Origin of the sequence: Mycetocola sp. CAN_C7, assembly GCF_015752285.1 — a bacterium.
Classification (GTDB): domain Bacteria; phylum Actinomycetota; class Actinomycetes; order Actinomycetales; family Microbacteriaceae; genus Mycetocola_A.
Genome location: NZ_JADOUY010000006.1, coordinates 91924 through 112908 on the forward strand (window position 1 = coordinate 91924; position 20985 = coordinate 112908).

Sequence of the window (20985 nt, forward strand, 5' to 3'; positions counted from 1 at the left end):
CGGTCGACTCGGTGGTCTCCCTAAGCTGATCGGATGAACCTTCTCGACGATGCATCCACCAGAGGACTCTCCGGCCTCGAGCAACTGCAGGTACTGATCGAGTCCGGCACCCGACCGGCGATCGGGAACGCACTGGACTTCGACCTCATCGAGGTCGGCAAGGGTTTCGCTGCGTTCGAGGGAACACCGGGTCCTTCGGTGATGAACCTCGCCGGCACCGCGCACGGAGGGTTCGCCGCGACCCTGCTCGACTCAGCCTGCGGTGCGGCCGTGCATTCTCGGATCTCGCCGACCCAGGCGTACACGACGCTTGAACTGAAGACGTCGTTCCACCGGCCGGTGACAGCGGAGACCGGTCGGGTGCGCGCCGAGGCGTCGCTCATCTCGTTCGGCAGACGGGCGGCATTCGCGTCGGCCGCGCTGACGGATGCCGATGGCCGCGTTCTCGCGACGGCGACGGCGAGCCTGCTCGTCTTCGAACGTTCGGACTGAGCTATCGGGGGAGACCGAGCCTGCTGAGCAGGCCCTCGAGAGCCGACGCCACGTCGTCAGGGGCGGTCAGCATGTGGAGATGTCCGCCGGGCAGGGTGGTCACCGGCCAGTCGCGCTCCGTCGCTCCGTCGCGTTCGGCCGCGTAGGTGTCCCCGATCGCGAGATAGGCCGACGGGACCTGGTCCCACCCGTCGGCCACCGGCATCCGTCCGGTGAAATACGAGAGCGGAAGCCGCTGCTGCTCGGCTTCGACGAGAGAACGCACTGCCACGCTCGGGAACAGGCCGGTGAGCTCGGACTCGTCCCACCAGTCGGTCCACGCCGGCAGCAGCCCGGTCGAATCGGCGAGGTGCTCGAGGTGGCGAACGAGCTTCGGCGGAGCGAGCGGCACGAACCCGGTCGCCGGCGGCAGCGCTGCGTCGACGAACACCGTGGCCGACACCCGCAGGCGCTCGGTGAGGGCGGGGATGAACAGGCCGGCGTTGCTGTGGGGCACGAGCACGTAGGTCCGGTCGGGCGGAAGTGCCCTCAGCCACGTCGTGAGTACATCGAGCGGGCTGTCGATGCGTCCGAACGGCGGGGGAGAGACCACATCCCAGCCGTTGGCGATCAGCCGTCCGCCGACTGCTGACCAGACTGCCGGCCCCAGCAGCGGGCTCGGCAGAAGCACGAGCGTCAGAGCCATGCGTGCGCCCTCGACGCGCTCAACAGGAAACCGGGTTCGAAAAGTGCTCTTTCCTCCTGTTGAGCGTGCGTCCTCTCCGACGTCTCCTGTCGGTGACGCCAGCGGTACGCTTCATGGCCAGAGCAGCCCCCGCTGCCAGTCGTGTCCATGCAACCGGTACTCCAGCCGCACGTGCGCGCGGTCGGCAGACGCCTGCCAGAACTCGACCCGGTCGGCGGCGAGCGCCCAGGTGTTCCAGGTCCGTGCGACGAGCGTTGGCTTCTCGGCGAGCCGTGCTGTCGCTTCGGAGTATGCGTCGCGGTACATCTCGAGCGATTCGAGCGGCTCGCTCTGGTGGCCGACGAAAGCGGAAGCGCGGGAGCCTTCGGGTCTGGCCAGGAAGTCGGCTTCCCCATCGGCGCGCGGGCGTTTGCGCACCGGACCCGTCACCCGCACCTGTCTGCCGACGGCGGGCCAGAAGAAGGTGAGGGCAGCGAATGGATTCGCGCCGAGGTCGCGGGCCTTGGGGCCGTCGTCGCGGGAGGCGAAGATCCAGCCGTGTTCGTCGATGTCTTTCAGGATGAGGGTCCGCGCCGTCACCACACCGTCCTGGCCGCTCGTCGACAGGGTCATGGCATGTGGTGCAGTCACTCCGGCGTCGATCGCCGCCGTGAACCACTCGGTGAACAGGGCGGTGGGGTCATCAGGGGCGGCATCGACCGCGAATGACGGCAGCTGGTCGGGGAAACTCGGCACCGACCGCAGCAGCGAAGCGAGAGGATGGGTCATGGCGTCCCTTTCGGTCGGCGAGTGCCCGGAACACCGAGCGAACGGCTTCACCCTAGCGCCGACCAGGCAGTCGAAACCTGCTAAACTCTTGAGGTTGCCGTCTAACGGCCGCGGATAAAGAGAGCCTGCACACTCTGTGACGGGCACCGCGCAACGAGAGAAAAGGGGATCAACCTATGGCACTTGAAGGCGAAGCCAAGAAGGCGATCATCGAAGCGTACGCAACTCACCCCGGTGACACCGGATCCCCCGAGGTCCAGGTCGCTGTGATGACCCAGCGGATCAAGGATCTCACCGAGCACCTCAAAGAGCACAAGCATGACCACCACTCACGTCGTGGCCTGCTTCTGCTCGTTGGTCAGCGTCGCCGTCTTCTCGGCTACCTGGCTGATGTCGACATCAACCGTTACCGCTCGCTCATCGAGCGTCTCGGACTGCGTCGCTAAGTCAGTTCTGAAACAAGGAACGGGCCGTTCACCGCGAGGTGAGCGGCCCGTTTTTCGTGAACGGATGCCGTCACAGGCGGTAGAGACGTGCCTCCCACGGTCGAAGCGGCGAGTCGCCGGCGACGCCATAGTTGCCGAGGACGAGTTCAGCCGCGCCGATGTCGACGGGAAGGTCGCCGTCGAACGGCTCATCCGACACGTTGGCGACAACGGCGAGGGTCTCTGTCGCCGACCGACGCGTGAATGCGTAGAGCGTCGGATGTGACGGGTCGAGAAGTTCGAACTCGCCGAGGGCGACGGTGTCGTTCTCGTGGCGGAGAGCGATCAGCCGACGGTAGAAATCGAACATGCTCGAGCCCGAGGCGCGGTCGGCTTCGGCATTGATGTCGCGATAGTTCGGATTCAGGGCGATCCACGGAGTACCGGAGGTGAAGCCGGCGTTCTCGGTGTCGTCCCACTGCATCGGGGTGCGGGCGTTGTCCCTGCCGCGGGCGTGGACGCCGGCGAGAACGCTCGACGGGGCCTGGTCGAACTCCTCGACGGCTTCGCGATAATGGTTGAGTGACTCGATGTCGCGGTAGTGCTCGATCGACTCGAACCGCACATTGGTCATGCCGATCTCTTCACCCTGGTAGATGTACGGCGTTCCGCGGTGAAGGTGCAGGACGAGCGCCCAGAGCGTTGCCGACTCGACCCGGTATTTGCTGTCGTTCCCGAACCGAGACACCAGCCGGGGCTGGTCGTGGTTGTTGAGGTAGAGGCTGTTCCAGCCCCGCTCGGCCAGTCCGGTCTGCCAGCGCGCCAGGTTCGTCTTGAGGGCGACGAAGTCGAGCGGGATGGCGTCGAACTTGTGACTGCCTGAGTCCAGGGAGACATGCTCGAACTGGAAAACCATGTCGACCTCGGCCCGAGCGGGGTCGGTGAAGAGCACGGCGTCGTCGATACTCACCCCGGGCATCTCGCCGACGGTGAGGGAGCGTCCGTCGCGGCCGGCGAAGACCTCGCGGTGCATCTCCTGCAGGAAATCGTGGATCTGCGGGCCCATGGTGAAACCGAGTCCTGACCCTCTGTCTTCTCCGTCGATGAGGTGGACCTGCTTGGCGATCAGGTTGATCACATCCATCCGGAACCCGTCGACTCCGCGGTCGAGCCAGCGCCGCATCATCGCGTAGACAGCCCGACGCACCTCGGGGTTCTCCCAGTTGAGGTCAGGCTGCTGCTTCGCGAAGAGGTGCAGGTAGTACTCGCCCGTGGTCTCATCGAGGGTCCAGGCGGGGCCGGAGAAGGCGCTCGTCCAGCTGTTCGGCGGAGTCCCGTCTGCGAGAGGCTTCCTCCACCAGTACCAGTCCCGCTTCGGGTTGTGCGTCGATGAGCGGGACTCGGCGAACCAGGCATGCTCGTCACTGGTGTGGTTGACGACGAGGTCCATGACGATGCGGATGCCGCGATCGTGCGCGTCCGCCAGCAGCCGATCGAACTCGGCCAGGTCGCCGAAGACCGGATCGATGTCCTCATAGTCCCTGATGTCATACCCGTTGTCGTGCTGCGGCGACGGGTAGACCGGCGAGAGCCAGATCACGTCGACACCGAGCTCGGCCAGATAGTCGAGTTTCGAGCGGATGCCGGCGAGGTCGCCGATGCCGTCGCCGTTCGCGTCGGCGAAGCTCCGCGGGTAGATCTGGTAGACCACGGCGCTGGTCCACCACGGGGCAACTGCTCCTGCGTCGTCGTCGTCGGTCAGGTTCGTCGAGGCATCGGTCATGCACCCGATTCTCGCATCTCGACGCGAGCCGGGTTGTCTGGCATCCTCAGTAGGTGCCCTGTTCGGGCGACACGGTGGAGGAGGAAGACGATGAGTCTCTGGCGTACAAAGAGCATCGAGGATTCCCTCGCAGACTCGCACCTCGAACACCGCAGTCTCAAGCGCACCCTCGGCACCTGGGATCTCATGGTCATGGGCGTCGCCGTCGCCGTCGGAGCCGGAATCTTCTCTGTGGGTGCCCGTGCTGCAGGCGACTACGCCGGACCGTCGGTGAGTCTCGCCTTCGTCCTCGCCGCGATCACCTGTGCGCTCGCGATCATGTGCTACGCGGAGTTCGCGTCGACGATTCCCGTCGCCGGCTCGGCATACACCTTCACATACGCGACGCTCGGTGAACTGCTGGCCTGGATCATCGGCTGGGACCTCATCCTCGAGATGCTGACGGCCGCGGCGGTCATCGCCAAATACTGGGGCATCTATCTGTCTCTTGTTTTCGAACTCTGGGGCTGGAATGTTCCAGACACCCTGAACCTCCTCGGGCTCCAGGTGAGCTGGGGTCCCTTCGTCATCGTCGCTGTCTTCACCACTCTGCTCGTGCTCGGTACTCAGCTTTCAGCGCGGGTCGGTGCGGTCTTCACGATCATCAAGGTCGCCATCGTCCTGTTCGTCATCGTCGTCGGCGCCTTCTTCGTCAAAGCCGAGAACTACAGCCCGTTCATTCCGCCGGCCAGGCCGACGGAGGGCGGGTCGGGCGATGTCTGGACCCAGTCGCTCTTCTCCTTCATGACCGGGGCGGCACCAGCGCAGTACGGCGTCTTCGGGTTGCTCGCAGGGGCATCCCTCGTCTTCTTTGCGTTCATCGGATTCGACGTCGTGGCCACGAGCGCCGAGGAGGTGAAGGACCCGCAGAAGAACCTGCCGCGCGGAATCTTCGGTGGGCTGGCAATCGTCACCGTGCTGTACATCGGCGTCAGCCTCGTTCTGACCGGCATGGTCCCGTACACGACACTGGCCGAGGCCGAGGATCCGTCGCTCGCTACCGCCTTCGTTGCGGTCGGAGCCGACTGGGCCGCCCAGGTGATCTCCGTCGGAATCCTGGCGGGGCTCACGACAGTCATCATGGTTCTCCTCCTCGGCCTGGCCCGCGTGCTCTTCGCGATGAGCCGTGACGGTCTGCTCCCGCGCTCACTCAGCGTGACGAGCGACAAGCGGCGCACCCCGGTACGGATCCAGATCATCACTGGTGTGGCCGTCGCGCTCCTCGCCGGCCTGACGGACGTCGGTGTGCTCGAAGAGATGATCAACATCGGCACGCTCAGCGCCTTCGTGCTCGTGAGCATCGCCGTCGTCGTGCTGCGGAAGAAGCGCCCCGATCTCAAACGGGCGTTCCGGGTGCCCTGGTCGCCGTTCCTGCCGATCCTCTCGGCAGTGCTGTGCCTGTGGCTCATGCTCAACCTGACGACGCTGACCTGGGTTCGCTTCCTCGTCTGGCTGGCACTCGGCCTGATCATCTACTTCGCCTATGGGCGCAGGCACTCCGTGCTGGGGCAACAGAACAGGGCAGACGCGGTCATCGCTCAGAAACCTGCGCCAGAATAGCGGGATGCTTCATCGCCACCCGGTACTCGGCTTCTTCACGCTCGCCTACCTGGCGTTCGTCGGCTGGGTGACGCTCGGCCCGCAGCCGATCGACGAAGACACCAACGGGCTGATATTTCGGGTGCTGAGCGTTCTCGACCGCTATCCGGCCACGGCCTGGGTCGACTACAACAACCTCGAGTTCCTCTCCAACATCGGCATGTTCTTTCCGATCGGCTTGTTCCTCGTTTTGCTGTTCGGGCGTCGCCTGTGGTGGCTGGCCATGGCGCTCGGCTTCGGCCTGACGGTCGCCATCGAGCTGGCACAGGTGTTCATCCCCACGCGCGTGTCCGACCCGCGCGACATCGTCGCAAACACCTGCGGTGCCGTTCTGGGGGTTCTCGTCGGGCTGGCACTCACCGCTCGAAGGCCCGGGCACTCCGGCGGTCGCGGCCGTCAGCGCCACGCCCGGTGGGCGCCACGCGCTGACCTCAGCGGTACGAGGGCGGAGCGGGCGGAATCGGGCGCTCGGCGACAACGCGCACCGAGCCGGTCGGGTCGCGTCGCGAGGGGCCGGCTGGAGCATCCTGATGATCGGCGAAGATCCAGTTCGGCTTCGGTTCGACGAGCGGTCGGAACAGTCTGCGCACCGGGCTGCTCGACAGCACGATCGCGATGACGAGACAGAACACGAGCATCGCGACCAGGTAGAGCTCGGGCCATTCCTCGCCCCGCAGCACGCCGGTCTCGCGTAGTGGATAGAGAACGAAGCTGTGCAGCAGGTAGACGTACATCGTGTACTGCCCCAGCGTGGTCATCCAGGTCTGGCGGCGGGGAAGCAGAACGAAGAAGGCGGCGCTGAGCATCACCGCGAGGGCGATGAGACCCAGCCTGACTCCTCCGGCCCACCATTGGTCACCGCCCAGCCCCGAGTACGACTGGTCGTAGAAGAACCAGTACCGCAGGTCGATCGCCCGCCACAGGTCGATGAAGGCGACGAGCACGGCAATCCAGACGAGCATGAACAGGGCGGCGGCACCTCGGATCAGCCAGGTCTGCTTCTCGACGAGACGCCACTTGTCGATGAGCTTCCAGCGGTGGAGCTGCCAACCCAGAACGAAATACGGAAGGATGCCGAGGGCCCTGGCGAGTGAGAAGGTGCTGTCGACGTTGTCGAGATAGCCGACTCCGACCGAGATGATCAGTGCCCAGGCGAGTGGCCAGCGCAGCAGCGCGAGGTAGGGCAGCACGAGCCGGAAGATCCCGAGGGCGAGGAGGAACCAGAGAGTCCAGCTGGGCTGCGTGGGGTTGAGCTCCTGCTTGCCCTCCACGAGGAACTGCACGAGGGTCCAGATCGATTCCATGATCGCGTACGGGACGAGGATGTCGGTGAGAACCCGCTTCATCTGGCGCACGTTCGGTGGCCCGCTCTTCGTGAAGTAGCCGCTGACGATCGCGAAAGCTGGCATGTGGAAGGCGTAGATGAACAGGTAGACGACGAGCGCGGCATCCGAATCGTAGGTGATCCGTTGGATGCCGTGCCCCATGACGACGAGCACGATGCAGGCGAAGCGGGCGTTGTCCCAGAACGGGACCCGCTGCTTGGGCGCTGTAACGGCCCGGCTGCCCAGTGGTTCAGCGCTCATCCGTCTCCCCTTGCCGTCGGTCGTGCAAAATCCACCCTATTCTGCGAACATTCGTGACGGGAATAGATTCGCGGTACGCCCCGTTACACCCGATATCCATTCATGTGAATGGAAACAGAAACTCTGCTGAAAGGCGATCATGCAGTTCGGAATCTTCAGCGTCGGGGACCTCACCACCGACCCCACCACCGGTCACACCCCTACCGACGCGTCGCGCCTGCAGGACGTTCTCACCATCGCACAGCACGCGGAAGCCGTCGGCCTCGACGTCTTCGCGATGGGCGAGCACCACAACCCACCGTTCTTCCCCTCCAGCCCGGTCGCGATCAACAGCTACCTCGCCGCGAAGACCGACAGGATCATCCTCTCGACGGCCACGACGCTCATCACCACCAACGACCCCGTTCGCATCGCCGAGGAATACGCGATGCTGCAGCACCTCTCGGGTGGTCGGATGGACCTGACTCTCGGGCGCGGAAACACCGGGCCGGTCTACCCGTGGTTCGGCGAGGACATTCGCCAGGGCATTCCGCTCGCTCTCGAGAAGTACGCCCTGCTCCGCCGGCTCTGGCGTGAGGACGTCGTCGACTGGGAAGGCCAGTTCCGGACCCCGCTCCAGGGCTTCACGTCAACCCCGCGCCCGCTCGACGGTGTCGCGCCGTTCGTCTGGCACGGCTCCATCCGTTCCCCCGAGATCGCTGAGCAGGCCGCGTACTACGGCGACGGCTTCTTCTCGAATCACATCTTCTGGCCGGCCTCGCACACCCAGAAGATGGTCGGCTTCTACCGCCAGCGCTTCGAGCACTATGGTCACGGCCGCGCAGACCAGGCCATCGTCGGGCTCGGCGGGCAGGTCTTCATGCGCAAGAATTCTCAGGATGCCGTGCGCGAATTCCGTCCATACTTCGACAACGCTCCCGTGTACGGTCACGGCCCGAGCCTCGAGGAGTTCACCTCGCAGACACCGCTCACGGTCGGAAGCCCGCAGGAAGTCATCGACAAGACGCTCGGTTTCCGGGACTACGTCGGCGATTACCAGCGACAGCTGTTCCTCATGGATCACGCCGGGCTCCCGCTCAAGACGGTCCTCGAGCAGCTCGACCTGCTCGGTGACGAGGTCGTTCCTGTTCTCCGTCGTGAGTTTGCGAAGAACCGCCCGGCCGATGTTCCAGACGCTCCGACCCACCGGTCGCTCAGGGCGGTAGCCGAGTCGGCTCCTGTCCTCGTCGATGCAGAGGTGAAGTAATGACCGTTCGCAAGCTCGCCGTGATCTCGGCAGGTCTGAGCCAGCCGTCATCCACCCGGATGCTGGCTGACCGGCTCGCAGACGCAACCGTCGCCCGGCTGAGGGAGCAGGGTGCCGAGGTCGAGGTGACGACCGTCGAACTCCGCGACGTCGCCAGCGACATCATGAACAACATGCTGACCGGCTTCGCGAGCCCGAAGCTCGAAGCGATCATCGACGCGGTGACGGGCGCGGACGGCCTCATCGCCGTCACCCCGATCTTCACCACGAGCTACAGCGGGCTGTTCAAGTCGTTCTTCGACGTGCTCGACAACCGTTCGCTCACCGACATGCCCGTGCTGATCGGTGCGACCGCCGGGACGGCCAGGCACTCGCTTGCTCTCGACTACGCCATCCGCCCGATGTTCACCTATCTGCACTCGGTCGTCGTGCCGACGAGCGTCTTCGCGGCATCCGAAGACTGGGGGAGCGGAGCAGACACGATCAAGACCCTGCCCGACCGGATCGATCGTGCCGCCGGTGAGCTCGTCCCGCTGGTTCTCGCCTCAGACCGGTCGAGCCAGGTGCGCGACCCGTTCGGGTTCGACGCGTCGCTCAGCCCGGTCGGTGGCGGTTCCTGAGCCTGTCGAAGGGCCGGTCGAGCTGACTGGCCCGCCGGAGGAGAATGAAGCGCATCCCGACCCGCTTCGCTCTCCTCCGCGGGCGAGGGCATCACGTCATGACGAGAGCACCCGGCATACCGGGAGCCCTCGACCGCACCGGATGCCTTCGCCCCGGTATTACGCCGCATCCGCCGTGTCACGACCGAACCTCGACCTGTGCTCAACTTGAGTCATGAAGACTTCCACCAAATCACTCCTCATCGGCATCGTCGTTGTGGTCCTCGCCGTGCTCGTCGCGTCCTGGATCGTCAACATCGCGCTCGCCGCCCTTGCTGCGATTCTCAAGTTCGCGCTCGTGGCCGGTGTCGCCCTGGTTCTCATCGTCATCGTCTGGGTGTGGTGGTCACGGTCCAAGGCTCGCGACTGATCGACTCCGTCGCTGGGCATCATCGCTCACACTCAGAGGCCTGACGCCTGAAAAAACGAGGAGAACCCATGGATGACCGGGGCCTGGGGCGCAGCCTCGTCTCGTTCGCACCGTCAGCCCGCCGGTGGCCGATGGGCGTGCAGGCCGGTCTCGCCATGGCGATACCCGTCATCGTCTTCACCCTCCTCGGCAACACCGGGCTCGGGCTCCAGGCCTCGATGGGCGCGTTCACCGCGTTGTACTGCGCGTCGCTGAGCCGCACCGACCGCATTCGTGTGCTCCCGCTCGTCGGGGGAGGGTTCGTCGCCAGCGCTGCCGTCGGCGCGCTGTCGTCGTCTTCTCCGCTGTCTCTGGCGGTCGGGCTGATCGTCGTCGGGCTCGCCGCCATCATCCTCACCCAGGGTTTCCGGCTCGGCCCGCCCGGACCCATGATGTTCACACTGGTCGCTGGGGCGGCCGGAGTCATCACCGGCCCGCCCGCATTCGGAGGGGCCGGACTCGACGGGGTGACCCTCGTCCTGCTCGTCGCCGGCGGATCCGCCCTCGCCTACCTCCTCGTGATCGCCCCGCTCGCCGTCCCGAGCGTCGCCCGCCGGCATGGCCCGGCCACGCCGTTGCGGACCCTCTTCCCCGGCCTGCGATTCGACACACCGACGAGAGTGGTCATCGGACGGATGTCTGCTGCCCTCGTTCTTTCCGTCGGTGTCGGTGCTCTGCTCGGAGCGCACCACGGGTACTGGATCACGGCGTCAGCACTCGCGATCCTCAGCGTCGGCCACAGCCTCCGTGCACCGGTGATTCGCGGCGTGCACCGTGTCGTCGGCACGCTCGTCGGCTGCCTCGCGTTTCTCCTCCTGGCATTGTGGTCGCCTGCCGGGGTGATTCTCGGCCTCGTTCTCGGACTCATGCAGCTGGTGATCGAAATCGTCGTTCCGCGTCACTACGCCCTGGCCCTCGTGCTCATCACGCCGCTTGCCCTCACCATCGGAACCGCGGCCGCCAACATCGATCCGGTCGACGTGGTGGGGGAACGGATCCTCGACACCCTCCTCGGCGCGGCCATCGCCGCCCTGGTGCTCGTCGCGAGCTGGCTGATCAGACGCCGGGCGACGGATGCCGTCGGCTGACGGCATCCGTTCACGGAATGGACACGCGGACGCCCGGTGTTCACAGGCTCGAAAACAGCCACTCTGCTAGGCTCTAGGGGGTTCGATAGCAATATCGTGTCCACATCATCGGAGCAGGCCGGCAGGAAGCTGGTCCTCGGTGGTGAATCTCTCTCACGTCGGAACCCCGGCGTTCCCCCTCGCGGCGCACACGCCCGGCCGGCCCGAGAGCGGTTTTCTACTGGAGATCAGCCAGACCACACGGTCTGAGTAATCACTGCCTGTTCCTGCTCCTATGCAGAGCGCGCGCCCACACGGGGCGGCGCTAAACGTAAGGAGAGACCTATGGAAGGTCCAGAAATCAAGTTCGCCGAGGCAATCCTCGACAACGGCAAGTTCGGCAAGCGCACCGTCCGGTTCGAAGCCGGCCGCCTCGCACAGCAGGCACAGGGCGCCATCGCCGCGTACCTCGATGAAGAAACCATGCTCCTCTCGGCCACGAGCGCCGGAAAGCACCCCAAAGACAACTTCGACTTCTTCCCCCTCACGGTGGATGTCGAAGAGCGTAGCTACGCTGCAGGCAAGATCCCCGGTTCGTTCTTCCGTCGTGAAGGCCGACCGTCGACCGAGGCCATCCTGGTCTGCCGTCTGATCGACCGCCCGCTGCGCCCGTCATTCGTGACCGGCCTCCGCAACGAGGTCCAGATCGTCATCACCGTCCTGAGCATCGCCCCCGACGAGTTCTACGACGCGCTGGCCATCAACGCGGCGTCGATGTCGACCCAGATCTCGGGACTTCCGTTCTCGGGCCCGATCGCCGGCATCCGTCTCGCCCTCATCAACGGCCAGTGGGTCGCATTCCCGAAGGCCTCGCAGCTCGCTGACGCTGTCTTCGACCTCACGGTCGCCGGCCGCCTCGTCACCGACGAGAACGGCAACGAAGACATCGCCATCATGATGGTCGAGGCTGAAGCCACCGAAGGTGCGTGGAACCTCATCCAGGGCGGCGCCATCAAGCCGAACGAAGACGTTGTCGCCGAAGGCCTCGACGCTGCTAAGCCGTTCCTCCTCCAGCTGGTCAAGGCTCAGTCCGAGCTCGCTTCCCAGTCGGCCAAGGAAGTTCGCGACTACCCGGTCTTCCTTCCGTACACCGACGAGACCTTCGCCGCTGTCTCCGATCTGGCCAGCACCGAGCTTGCCTCGATCTACCAGATCGCCGACAAGATCGAGCGTCAGAACGCCGATGACGAGCTCAAGGACCGCGTCAAGGCGGCCATCGCCGCCAAGGTCGAAGCCGGCGAGCTGCCGGCAGAAGCCAACGCTCAGGTGTCTGCGGCATACAAGTCAGTCACCAAGAAGATCGTGCGCGACCGCATCCTGACCGAGGGCGTCCGTATGGACGGCCGTGGCCTGGCTGACATCCGCCCGCTCGACGCCGAGGTGCAGGTCATTCCTCGCGTGCACGGTTCGGCTATCTTCCAGCGCGGAGAGACCCAGATCCTGGGTGTCACCACGCTGAACATGCTCAAGATGGAGCAGCAGATCGACTCACTGAGCCCGATCACGAAGAAGCGCTACCTGCACCACTACAACTTCCCGCCGTACTCCACCGGTGAGACCGGTCGCGTCGGTTCGCCGAAGCGTCGCGAGATCGGGCACGGCTTCCTGGCCGAGCGCGCCCTCGTTCCTGTGCTTCCGAGCCGCGAAGAGTTCCCTTACGCCATCCGTCAGGTATCCGAGGCTCTCGGTTCCAACGGTTCGACGTCGATGGGTTCCGTCTGCGCCTCGACCCTGTCGCTGCTCAACGCCGGTGTGCCACTGCGCGCCCCGGTCGCAGGCATCGCCATGGGCCTCGTCTCCGACGAGGTCGACGGCCAGACCCGCTACGCCGCGCTGACCGACATCCTCGGTGCTGAAGACGCACTCGGTGACATGGACTTCAAGGTTGCCGGTACGAGCGAGTTCGTCACGGCGATCCAGCTCGACACCAAGCTCTCCGGGCTCCCCGCCTCCGTGCTCAAGGCGGCGCTCACCCAGGCCAAGGAGGCTCGCACCACGATCCTCTCCGTCCTGAACGCTGCGATCGACGCTCCCGATGAAATGGCACCGACCGCGCCTCGCGTGATCAGCGTCAACATCCCCGTCGACAAGATCGGTGAGCTGATCGGCCCCAAGGGCAAGACGATCAACTCCATCCAGGACGAGACCGGCGCAGACATCTCGATCGAAGAAGACGGCACCGTGTACATCGGCGCTGTCGACGGTCCGTCGGCTGAGGCCGCTCGTGCCCAGGTCAACGCCATCGCGAACCCGACCAACCCCGAGATCGGCGAGCAGTTCCTCGGAACTGTCGTGAAGATCGCCACGTTCGGCGCCTTCATTTCGTTGCTCCCGGGCAAGGACGGCCTGCTGCACATCTCTGAGGTGCGCAAGCTCGCCGGTGGCAAGCGTGTCGAGAACGTCGAAGACGTACTGGGCGTCGGCCAGAAGATCCTCGTTCAGATCACGAAGATCGACGACCGCGGCAAGCTGTCGCTCGAGCCGGTCATCGCTGAGACGGCTGAGACCGCAGCTCCTGAGGGAGTGCGCGTTCACGCTGAGGCACCTGCAGAAGGCTAAGCCTTTCTGACTGCCCCGTCGTAACCCGGATGCCCCGCCTCGAGAAATCGAGGCGGGGCATCCGTCGTTAATATGCTCGGCTGTGCCATCGAGTTGCCACGAATCGTCGCTCGTCCGGGGTCGACGCGACATTGTGTGGCAGATCAACGCACGCGATAGGGAGAACGGATGCCGCGTGGGGTCTCAGCCGTCCTGCCCGCGTTCCAGCAATGGCCGCGCCCGGAATGGGATGAGTTCACCCATCGCCAGCGACGTCTCAGCGCGCTCGACCCCGTCGCAGTCAAGGATGAGGCCGGTGATCCGGAAGAGGTCATCGGCATCGGTGCACACCACCCGGACAAGCAGGTCGCTGGTGCCGCTGAGGCCATGGGCTTGCACGATCTCCGGGATGGAGCTCAGTTCATCCACGATGGCCCCGAGTTTGTGCTGCTGCAGGTGAACCGAGATGAAAGCGGTGAGCGGGTAGCCGAGAGCCACCGGATTGATACGCCGGTCGAAGGAGTGGAGCACCGTGGATGCGTCGAGGGCGGTCATCCGCGCCTGCACCGTGTTGCGAGAGAGACCCAACTTCTCGGCGAGGGCGACGATGGTCGAACGCGGGTCCTCGGTCAGTGCGAGGAGGAGGCGCGTGTCGGTGCGATCGAGCTTGTGCATAGTGCCCGACCTTAGCAGGGCAAATTGACCCGGGATAGAGCAGAATGTGCAACCCGCGCGTCGATGGTTGTGCGCATTGGGTATCCGGCGTAGCGTCGCTGTTACTTCTGGCAACGGCGCCAGATGCTGCGAGCTGCTGCGATCCAGGAGCACGCAGTGCACGAGAGAAAGTTGCGTGTAATTGTGTCCACAACCCACGAAGACACTCGAACCGCCTCGCTGACCGACGGATCCGACCCGGATCTCGACCCCGGTCAGCTCGAAGACATCGTCCAGCTGATCCGCCCGGACGGCACTCGCGCCGAGAGCCCCGGCTTCGACCCGTGGGTGGCCGACGTCTCCGACAGTCAGCTCGTCAGCCTCTACGAAGACATGGTCGTCATTCGCCGGATCGACACCGAGGCGACCGCCCTCCAACGTCAGGGTGAGCTTGCGCTGTGGGCACCGCTGTTTGGCCAGGAGGCTGCGCAGATCGGATCAGGTCGCGCACTTCGGAAAGACGATTTCGTCTTCTCGAGCTATCGCGAGAACGGTGTCGCTTACACGCGCGGCGTCGACCTGGGCGACATGCTCAAGGTCTGGCGCGGCGTCGCATCGGCGGGCTGGGACCCATACGAGGTCGGCATGGCCACCCCGGCGGTCATCATCGGGGCGCAGACCCTGCACGCCACCGGGTATGCGCTCGGCTGCAAGCACGACGGCGTCGACTCCGTGTCGATCGCCTATTTCGGCGACGGAGCCACCAGCCAGGGCGACGTGAATGAGGCCATGGTCTTCGCCTCCAGCTTCCAGGCTCCCGTGATCTTCTTCTGCCAGAACAACCAGTGGGCGATCTCCGAGCCCGTCGGGCTCCAGGCCCACCGCCATATTTCCGACCGCGCACCGGGGTTCGGCATCCCGAGCATCCGGGTCGACGGCAACGATGTGCTCGCCGTTCTGGCAGCCACCCGCATCGCGCTCGACCGCGCGCGCAGTGGAGGCGGACCGACGTTCATCGAAGCGGTCACCTACCGGATGGGCCCGCACACGACCTCGGACGACCCCAAGCGGTACCGGCCCGCAGAGGATCTCGAGGTGTGGGGACGCAAAGACCCCATCTCCCGGCTCGGAAGTCTCCTCGAAGACCGCGGCGCGCTGACCGACGAGACCGCCGCCCGGGTGCAGTCGAAGGCGGATGCGGTCGCGCGCGAGATGCGTGCCGCCTGCGTTGCGCTCGATAAGAACCCTGACCCGATGACGGTGTTCGACGAGGTCTACGTCGAGCCGCACTCCGGACTCGAACGTCAGAAGAGCCAGTACGCGGCCTATCTCGCCTCCTTCGAGGGGGGTGCGTCATGACCGTGATGTCTCTCGGGGGCGCCCTCAATCAAGGACTCCGTCGCTCGCTCGCTGCCGATGACAAGGTCGTGCTTCTCGGCGAAGACATCGGCAAGCTCGGCGGTGTTTTCCGGGTCACAGACAAACTCCAGGAGGAATTCGGCCCCCGGCGGGTCATCGACGCCCCGCTCGCCGAGGCCGGCATCGTCGGGACGGCGGTCGGCCTCGCGTTTCGTGGCTACCGACCGGTGGTGGAGATCCAGTTCGACGGGTTCATCTATCCGGGATTCGACCAGATCGTCGCGCAGGTGGCGAAGCTGCACTACCGCACCCGCGGAAAAGTGCGGATGCCGGTCACCATCCGTGTCCCGTTCGGAGGCGGTATCGGCGCGGTCGAACATCACTCCGAGTCGCCGGAGGCGTACTTCGCCCACACGGCAGGGCTTCGGGTGATCTCCTGCTCGAACCCGCAGGACGCCCACACGATGATTCAGCAGGCGATCGCCTGCGACGACCCGGTGCTCTTCTTCGAGCCGAAGCGCCGTTACTGGCTCAAGGGCGACGTGAACGAGCACCCCGGTTCAGACGCGCTCCCGATGGGGAGCGCTCGGGTCGTCCGCGAGGGAACGGATGTCACCCTCGTCGCGTACGGCCCGCTCGTTCCCACTGCACTGGATGCCGCGGCTGCGGCCGCCGACGACGGAATCGCCATCGAGGTGATCGACCTGCGGTCGCTGTCTCCGATCGACTTCGCGACGGTGGAGAAGTCGGTGCGCAAGACCGGCCGGCTGGTCGTCACCCACGAGGCCGCTCAGTCCGGCGGAATCGGGGCAGAGGTATCGGCAGCGGTCACCGAGCGTTGTTTCGACTGGCTGGAGGCTGCCCCGGTCCGGGTCACCGGTTTCGATACGCCATACCCGCCCGCCGCTCTCGAGGAAGCATTCCTGCCCGATCTCGATCGGCTTCTGGACGCCGTCGATCGCGTGCTCGGACGCCGCAACTCTCTCACCGGATGGAAGGCGACGGCATGAGCGCGAAACGGTTTGCCCTGCCTGACCTTGGCGAGGGCCTGACGGAATCGGAGATCGTGGCGTGGAAGGTCGCGGTCGGCGACACCGTCACCCTCAACCAGATCATCGCCGAGGTCGAGACCGCGAAGGCGCTCGTCGAACTCCCGTCGCCGTTCGCCGGGGTGGTGTCACAGCTGTTCGCCGATGAAGGAGCCACCGTTCAGGTGGGGGAGCCGATCGTCGAGTTCGACGTCGACGGTGGCGATGGAGATACCGCTGCGACACCCGCCCCTGTCGTCGCGGCGGATGGCGCAGCAGACAAAGCGCCGGCAGCCCCGGCTCCCGCCGAACGGCAGGCGGTGCTCGTCGGGTACGGACCCAGGATCGAGGGCGGTGCGCGGCCGATCCGTCGGGTGCGCGGCTGGGCGGCTACCGCATCGCGGAACGGGGAATCGGCGGATACGCTCGTTCCCGCCGTCGCGCCCGATCGGTCGATGGCTCAGCAGACGCCAGGGCTGGCGACCGTCGACGACCTGCGGGAACGACCGCGTTCGACTCCGCCGGTGCGCAAGCTTGCGCGCGATCTGGGCATCGACCTCGCCAGGCTCCAGGGCAGCGGCGAGAACGGGCTCATCACACGCGACGACGTGCAGCGCGCGGTGGCGGCTGAGTCGGCGGCATCCGTCGCTGTCGGGAGAGAAGTCAGCGTTGAGCGCCTGATGCCGGGGACGACCCGCGAGGATGTCCGCATCCCGGTGAAGGGCGTGAGGAAAGCGACCGCACAGGCGATGGTGCGGTCAGCGTTCACCGCTCCTCACGTCACCGAGTTCCTGACCGTCGACGTGACAGCAGGGATGGATCTGGTTCGCTCGCTGGCCACGAAAACAGAGTTCGCCGGTAAACGGCTGAGCATCCTCACTCTCGTGGCCAAGGCGGTGCTGCTCGCCGCGGCGCGTACCCCGTCAGTGAACTCGCACTGGGATGACGACGCTCAGGAGATCGTGCAGTACGGGCACGTGAATCTCGGGATCGCTGCGGCGACCGGTCGTGGTCTGATCGTGCCGAATATCAAACGGGCTGACACGTTGACCCTCGCTGAGCTCCGCGACGCCCTCGACACGCTCATCGATGAGGCCAGGGCGGGTTCGACCAGTCCCCGTAGCCTCTCCGGTGGCACGATCACGATCACCAACGTCGGAGTCTTCGGTGTGGATGCTGGCACTCCGATCCTCAATCCGGGCGAAGCTGTGATCCTCGCCATGGGTGCCGTTCGACGGACGCCGTGGGAGTACCGAGGTGAGATCGCGTTGCGTGAGGTGATGACGCTGAGTCTGTCGTTCGACCACCGGCTGGTCGACGGTGAGCAGGGTTCGCGTTTCCTGGTCGACGTGGGGACGATTCTGCGGGATCCGGCGATGGTTCTCACGATGGTGTGATGCGGATGGTCGGCCACCGGGGCCCGGGTGCACAAGCGCAATGCTCGGGAAGTCGACCGTTCCGCGACTGGCTCAGCCGGTGGACTGCTTTCTAGTCAGTGCCGGTTGGCGCGGGGTCCTGCCAGGTGACTCGGAGCGCGGATTTGCTCTCCAGCTTGATGGGTCTTTGTTCGAGGTCGACATTCTTGGGTGGGATCATCCGGTAGGCAGAGCCGTGCCTGGTCACTGTCCATCCGTTGTTGTGGCTGAGCATGTGGTGATGTCGGCAGAACAGGATTCCATCGGCGAGGTCGGTGCCGCCGCCGTCTTTGGCCCATTCGTTGATGTGGTGGGCTTCACAGAAGGACGGGGGTCGGTCGCACCCGGGGAACTCGCAGCCGCCGTCACGGATCGCGAGGGCGACGCGTTGGGTGCTGGTGAACAGGCGTTGATCCCGGCCAACGTCCAATGGGTTCCCGCCGGAGTCGGTGAGGACGGTGCGGGTTCCGGCGTCGCAGGTCTGTTTGCGAATGAGTCTGGCGGGTACGGCTGCCCCGGTTTCTTCGAAGAACCCGGTGCCGTCGGGCTGACCGGTGACGGTCTGGGAGGCGAGTTGGTCGTGGGCGATGACGACGCGGACGCCGGGTTGGCGGGAGCCGAAGATCGTCGATGGGTCGGCCTGTGAACCCGCTCGAAGGGTGTCGATGAGCAGGTCGAACACGAGCTGGTCATTGGTGCGGGGGTCACCCACGAGTTGTTGAGCCCTGGCCACGTCGTCGGGATCGACGAACCTGGGGCCGCCGCGTCGAGGGCTGAGCGCGGAGCTCACGATCGCGTCGATCCAGGCGGCGGATTCGTCATCGAATTGCACCCACGCGGTTCGCATCCCGCTCTCGTTGCGGCTGAACCGCCACGATCGCTGCTCGTAGTGCTCGGTGAATCGCCGGGCGACACCCTCAGGGTCGATCCGGTCGCGGAGCATCCGGGCCCGCCGGCCGAGTTCGTCTGCATTCACCCCGACGGAATCCTGTAGGAGTTCGTCGGCCGCCGCGCGTAATGAGTCGATGCTGCAGGTGTCGGTGGGTTCACCAAGGCCGCGGAGGATCGGGGTGACCGCTTCGGACTTCAACCGGTGCTCAGCCACCGCCCGGGTCAACGGTTCGTACCAGGGCACCACCCGCATCACCGATGAAACCGCACCGTCGGGCTCCGGGACCAGGGACGAATCCGGCGACGCATCAATCGCCCCGTGGGTGGCGGCATCCGCTGCACCCATCGCTTCGCCGAGTTTTACCTGCCGCGCGGCTTCGGTGCGGGTCGACCCGGTCAATGACTGCACCATCGCGACCGGGGTGCGGTGTCCGGTGCGTTGCGCGAGACCGGCGTAGCCGAGCTCCAGTTCGGAACGTTTCGCAACGACCCCGGCACCGGCGGCGATGATCGCATCGAACTCCGACCGGATCGCGGCCGCATCCCGCAGCAACGGCTCCAGATCAGCGTCCTCCACCCGGTCCAGCAACAACGACAAGGACGGGGCGGGGCAGTCGGTGGCGGTTTCGTACCCGGCCAGCCGATCAAACAACCCGAGGGTTGTCTCGCGGATCGGATCGATGATCGAGGCCATGACCCAGTGTACCAAAAATCCCGCGGACATTCGAAGATATATTCGAGTTATCCACAGAGGAAATCTCGACCAATCGACGAGTGAGATACCACTGTCGCGATGTCGGATGTCGCCGCTAACATTCCAGCATGCCGGAGATCGATTCGGATGCCACGCCAGCCCGCTCCATCTCGTGGGCGCGACTGCCACGCGCGCTGAAGCCGTTCCGCCTCGGCCAATACCGCCTGCTCGCTGGGGCTCTGACCCTCTCGCTGCTTGGCGCTGGCATGTGGATCGTCGCTGTGGTGTGGCAGGTGATCGCGCTGGGTGGCGGCCCGGCAGAGCTGTCGCTCGTCGCAACGGGCAACGCGATCGGAATGCTCGTCGCCGTGCTCTTCGGCGGTGTACTCGCCGACCGAGTGCCGCAGCGCAACATCCTGCTCGTGGTCGAGGCGACCAAAACCGCATCCATCGCCACCGCGGCCGTGCTGGCGCTGAGCGGTACCCTCGAGCTCTGGCACCTCGTCGTTATCACATTCGTTCTCGGCGTCGCAGACGGGTTCTTCTATCCGGCATACTCTGCGCTTCTTCCGTCGATCCTGCCAGCAGACGATCTTCTGGCGGCCAACGGCGTCGAGGGAATGCTCCGTCCCACGATCATGCAGGCGGCCGGCCCCGCTCTTGCGAGTGCCGCGATCGCGGCATTCTCGCCTGGCCTCGCCTTCGCCCTCGTTGCAGGAGCACAGCTTCTGGCCGTCGGCGGTCTCGTATTGATCCGCGCGACCCCGGTACGAAGAGAGACCGGCGAGCCTCTGCATCCGCTTCGAGCGCTCACTTCTGACCTTCGCGAGGGCTTCGTCTACATGTGGAAGACGCCGTGGCTGCTCGGAACGCTCCTGTTCGCGTGCCTGCTCGTTCTCGTGATCATGGGCCCCATCGAGGTTCTGCTCCCGTTCGCCGTTCGCGACCAGACGGGAGGTGGGCCTGCGGCCTTCGCCCTGGCACTGGCCGCATTCGGGATCGGTGGCGCGATCGGCTCCCTCGTGGTCGCTTCGATGAAGCTGCCCCGCCGCTATCTCACCATCATGAATCTGCTCTGGGGTGCCGGCTGCATTCCGCTTTTCATCATCGGTTACACGTCGCAATTGTGGGTAATGGTGATCGCGCTTTTCATCGTCGGCTTCACCTTCTCGGCTGCGACGGTGATCTGGGGAACGCTTCTGCAGCGCCGCGTGCCGCCTGCCCTTCTCGGGAGGGTGTCGAGTCTCGACTTCTTCGTCTCCCTGGCGCTCATGCCGATCTCGATGGCCGTTGCCGGTCCGGTCGGTGAGGCCATCGGGCTGGCACCGGCGTTCCTCGCCGCCGGCGTGATCCCCGTCGTGCTGGCCGTGGTCACGATCCTGTTGTTCCGGCTCCCACGTGATGAGATCTTGCACCCGCTCGATCCTGTCGTCGACCCGGCGGTCGACCCAACTGCCGACCCGGTCGAGACGGATGCCGCGGCGGCCGCGCCCGTCGAGGTGCCTGCCGAACCTCTCGACCGGTCCGAGTGAGAAACGACCGCGCTGTCAGCGAGAACACTTGCGAAGCTCCCACTCCTTTGTCATGA

Annotated in this window: 17 protein-coding genes and 2 pseudogenes; 13 read left to right on the forward strand and 6 right to left on the reverse strand. The window is 65.4% G+C overall.

Annotation, left to right across the window (positions count from 1 at the left end; genetic code table 11):
• Positions 1–33: 33 nt before the first annotated feature.
• Positions 34–492 carry a PaaI family thioesterase gene (locus IWX78_RS13825; RefSeq protein ID WP_196834158.1) on the forward strand — a complete coding sequence of 153 codons (459 nt, stop codon included), beginning with the start codon at positions 34–36 and terminating at the stop codon, positions 490–492.
• A 1-nt stretch (position 493) separates the two neighbouring features.
• On the opposite strand, the gene IWX78_RS13830 is transcribed toward IWX78_RS13825, so the two are convergent.
• Positions 494–1177 carry a hypothetical protein gene (locus IWX78_RS13830; RefSeq protein ID WP_196834159.1) on the reverse strand — a complete coding sequence of 228 codons (684 nt, stop codon included), beginning with the start codon at positions 1175–1177 and terminating at the stop codon, positions 494–496.
• Between the two features lie 111 nt (positions 1178–1288).
• On the reverse strand, positions 1289–1945 hold the full coding sequence (locus IWX78_RS13835; RefSeq protein WP_196834160.1) for a pyridoxine/pyridoxamine 5'-phosphate oxidase: 657 nt from the start codon (positions 1943–1945) through the stop codon (positions 1289–1291).
• Between the two features lie 176 nt (positions 1946–2121).
• Here IWX78_RS13835 and rpsO point away from each other — a divergent pair, with 176 nt between their 5' ends.
• Entirely contained in the window at positions 2122–2391 is a 270-nt protein-coding gene (gene rpsO, locus IWX78_RS13840; protein ID WP_196834161.1) for a 30S ribosomal protein S15, read from the forward strand.
• A gap of 70 nt (positions 2392–2461) precedes the next feature.
• Here the strand turns inward: rpsO and IWX78_RS13845 are convergent, their stop codons facing one another.
• Positions 2462–4153 carry a glycoside hydrolase family 13 protein gene (locus tag IWX78_RS13845; protein WP_196834162.1) on the reverse strand — a complete coding sequence of 564 codons (1692 nt, stop codon included), beginning with the start codon at positions 4151–4153 and terminating at the stop codon, positions 2462–2464.
• Positions 4154–4243: 90 nt separating this feature from the next.
• Here IWX78_RS13845 and IWX78_RS13850 point away from each other — a divergent pair, with 90 nt between their 5' ends.
• Together IWX78_RS13850 and IWX78_RS13855 are read left to right on the forward strand one after the other, a co-directional pair.
• Positions 4244–5752 carry an amino acid permease gene (locus IWX78_RS13850; RefSeq protein ID WP_196834163.1) on the forward strand — a complete coding sequence of 503 codons (1509 nt, stop codon included), beginning with the start codon at positions 4244–4246 and terminating at the stop codon, positions 5750–5752.
• A gap of 4 nt (positions 5753–5756) precedes the next feature.
• Positions 5757–6080: pseudogene (locus IWX78_RS13855) on the forward strand (VanZ family protein); the annotation flags it as partial.
• 142 nt (positions 6081–6222) lie between these two features.
• On the opposite strand, the gene IWX78_RS13860 reads toward IWX78_RS13855, so the two are convergent.
• The gene (locus tag IWX78_RS13860; protein WP_196834164.1) at positions 6223–7377 is read right to left on the reverse strand and encodes an acyltransferase family protein; all 1155 of its coding nucleotides are present in this window, start codon (positions 7375–7377) and stop codon (positions 6223–6225) included.
• Positions 7378–7516: 139 nt separating this feature from the next.
• Between IWX78_RS13860 and IWX78_RS13865 the strand changes: the two genes are divergently transcribed.
• The 5 genes from IWX78_RS13865 (at position 7517) to IWX78_RS13885 (ending at position 13377) form a co-directional block, all read left to right on the forward strand.
• Positions 7517–8623, forward strand: a complete 1107-nt coding sequence (locus IWX78_RS13865; protein WP_196834165.1) for an LLM class flavin-dependent oxidoreductase — start codon at positions 7517–7519, stop codon at positions 8621–8623.
• A complete protein-coding gene (locus tag IWX78_RS13870) occupies positions 8623–9243 on the forward strand; it encodes an FMN reductase (protein ID WP_196834166.1) in 621 nt (206 codons plus the stop codon). The genes IWX78_RS13865 and IWX78_RS13870 overlap by 1 nt, the downstream gene beginning before the upstream one ends.
• Positions 9244–9457: 214 nt before the next feature.
• The gene (locus IWX78_RS13875; protein WP_196834167.1) at positions 9458–9652 is read left to right on the forward strand and encodes a hypothetical protein; all 195 of its coding nucleotides are present in this window, start codon (positions 9458–9460) and stop codon (positions 9650–9652) included.
• Positions 9653–9720: 68 nt separating this feature from the next.
• A complete protein-coding gene (locus IWX78_RS13880) occupies positions 9721–10779 on the forward strand; it encodes an FUSC family protein (RefSeq protein WP_196834168.1) in 1059 nt (352 codons plus the stop codon).
• A gap of 324 nt (positions 10780–11103) precedes the next feature.
• The gene (locus tag IWX78_RS13885; protein WP_196834169.1) at positions 11104–13377 is read left to right on the forward strand and encodes a polyribonucleotide nucleotidyltransferase; all 2274 of its coding nucleotides are present in this window, start codon (positions 11104–11106) and stop codon (positions 13375–13377) included.
• Between the two features lie 183 nt (positions 13378–13560).
• Here the strand turns inward: IWX78_RS13885 and IWX78_RS13890 are convergent, their stop codons facing one another.
• The gene (locus IWX78_RS13890; RefSeq protein ID WP_196834170.1) at positions 13561–14031 is read right to left on the reverse strand and encodes an Lrp/AsnC family transcriptional regulator; all 471 of its coding nucleotides are present in this window, start codon (positions 14029–14031) and stop codon (positions 13561–13563) included.
• A gap of 183 nt (positions 14032–14214) precedes the next feature.
• Here IWX78_RS13890 and pdhA point away from each other — a divergent pair, with 183 nt between their 5' ends.
• From pdhA to IWX78_RS13905, 3 genes are read left to right on the forward strand one after another with little or no spacing between them, the layout of a single operon-like run.
• A complete protein-coding gene (pdhA, locus tag IWX78_RS13895; RefSeq protein WP_442929256.1) occupies positions 14215–15369 on the forward strand; it encodes a pyruvate dehydrogenase (acetyl-transferring) E1 component subunit alpha in 1155 nt (384 codons plus the stop codon).
• On the forward strand, positions 15366–16379 hold the full coding sequence (locus IWX78_RS13900; RefSeq protein ID WP_196834172.1) for an alpha-ketoacid dehydrogenase subunit beta: 1014 nt from the start codon (positions 15366–15368) through the stop codon (positions 16377–16379). The genes pdhA and IWX78_RS13900 overlap by 4 nt, the downstream gene beginning before the upstream one ends.
• On the forward strand, positions 16376–17794 hold the full coding sequence (locus IWX78_RS13905; RefSeq protein ID WP_196834173.1) for a dihydrolipoamide acetyltransferase family protein: 1419 nt from the start codon (positions 16376–16378) through the stop codon (positions 17792–17794). Before IWX78_RS13900 ends, IWX78_RS13905 begins: the two co-directional genes overlap by 4 nt.
• A gap of 91 nt (positions 17795–17885) precedes the next feature.
• On the opposite strand, the gene IWX78_RS13910 is transcribed toward IWX78_RS13905, so the two are convergent.
• Positions 17886–19397, reverse strand: a complete 1512-nt coding sequence (locus IWX78_RS13910) for an HNH endonuclease signature motif containing protein (protein WP_196834174.1) — start codon at positions 19395–19397, stop codon at positions 17886–17888.
• Between the two features lie 128 nt (positions 19398–19525).
• On the opposite strand from IWX78_RS13910, the pseudogene IWX78_RS13915 reads away from it, so the two are divergent.
• Positions 19526–20842 (forward strand): annotated as a pseudogene (locus tag IWX78_RS13915) (MFS transporter); the annotation flags it as partial.
• Positions 20843–20985 lie beyond the last annotated feature (143 nt).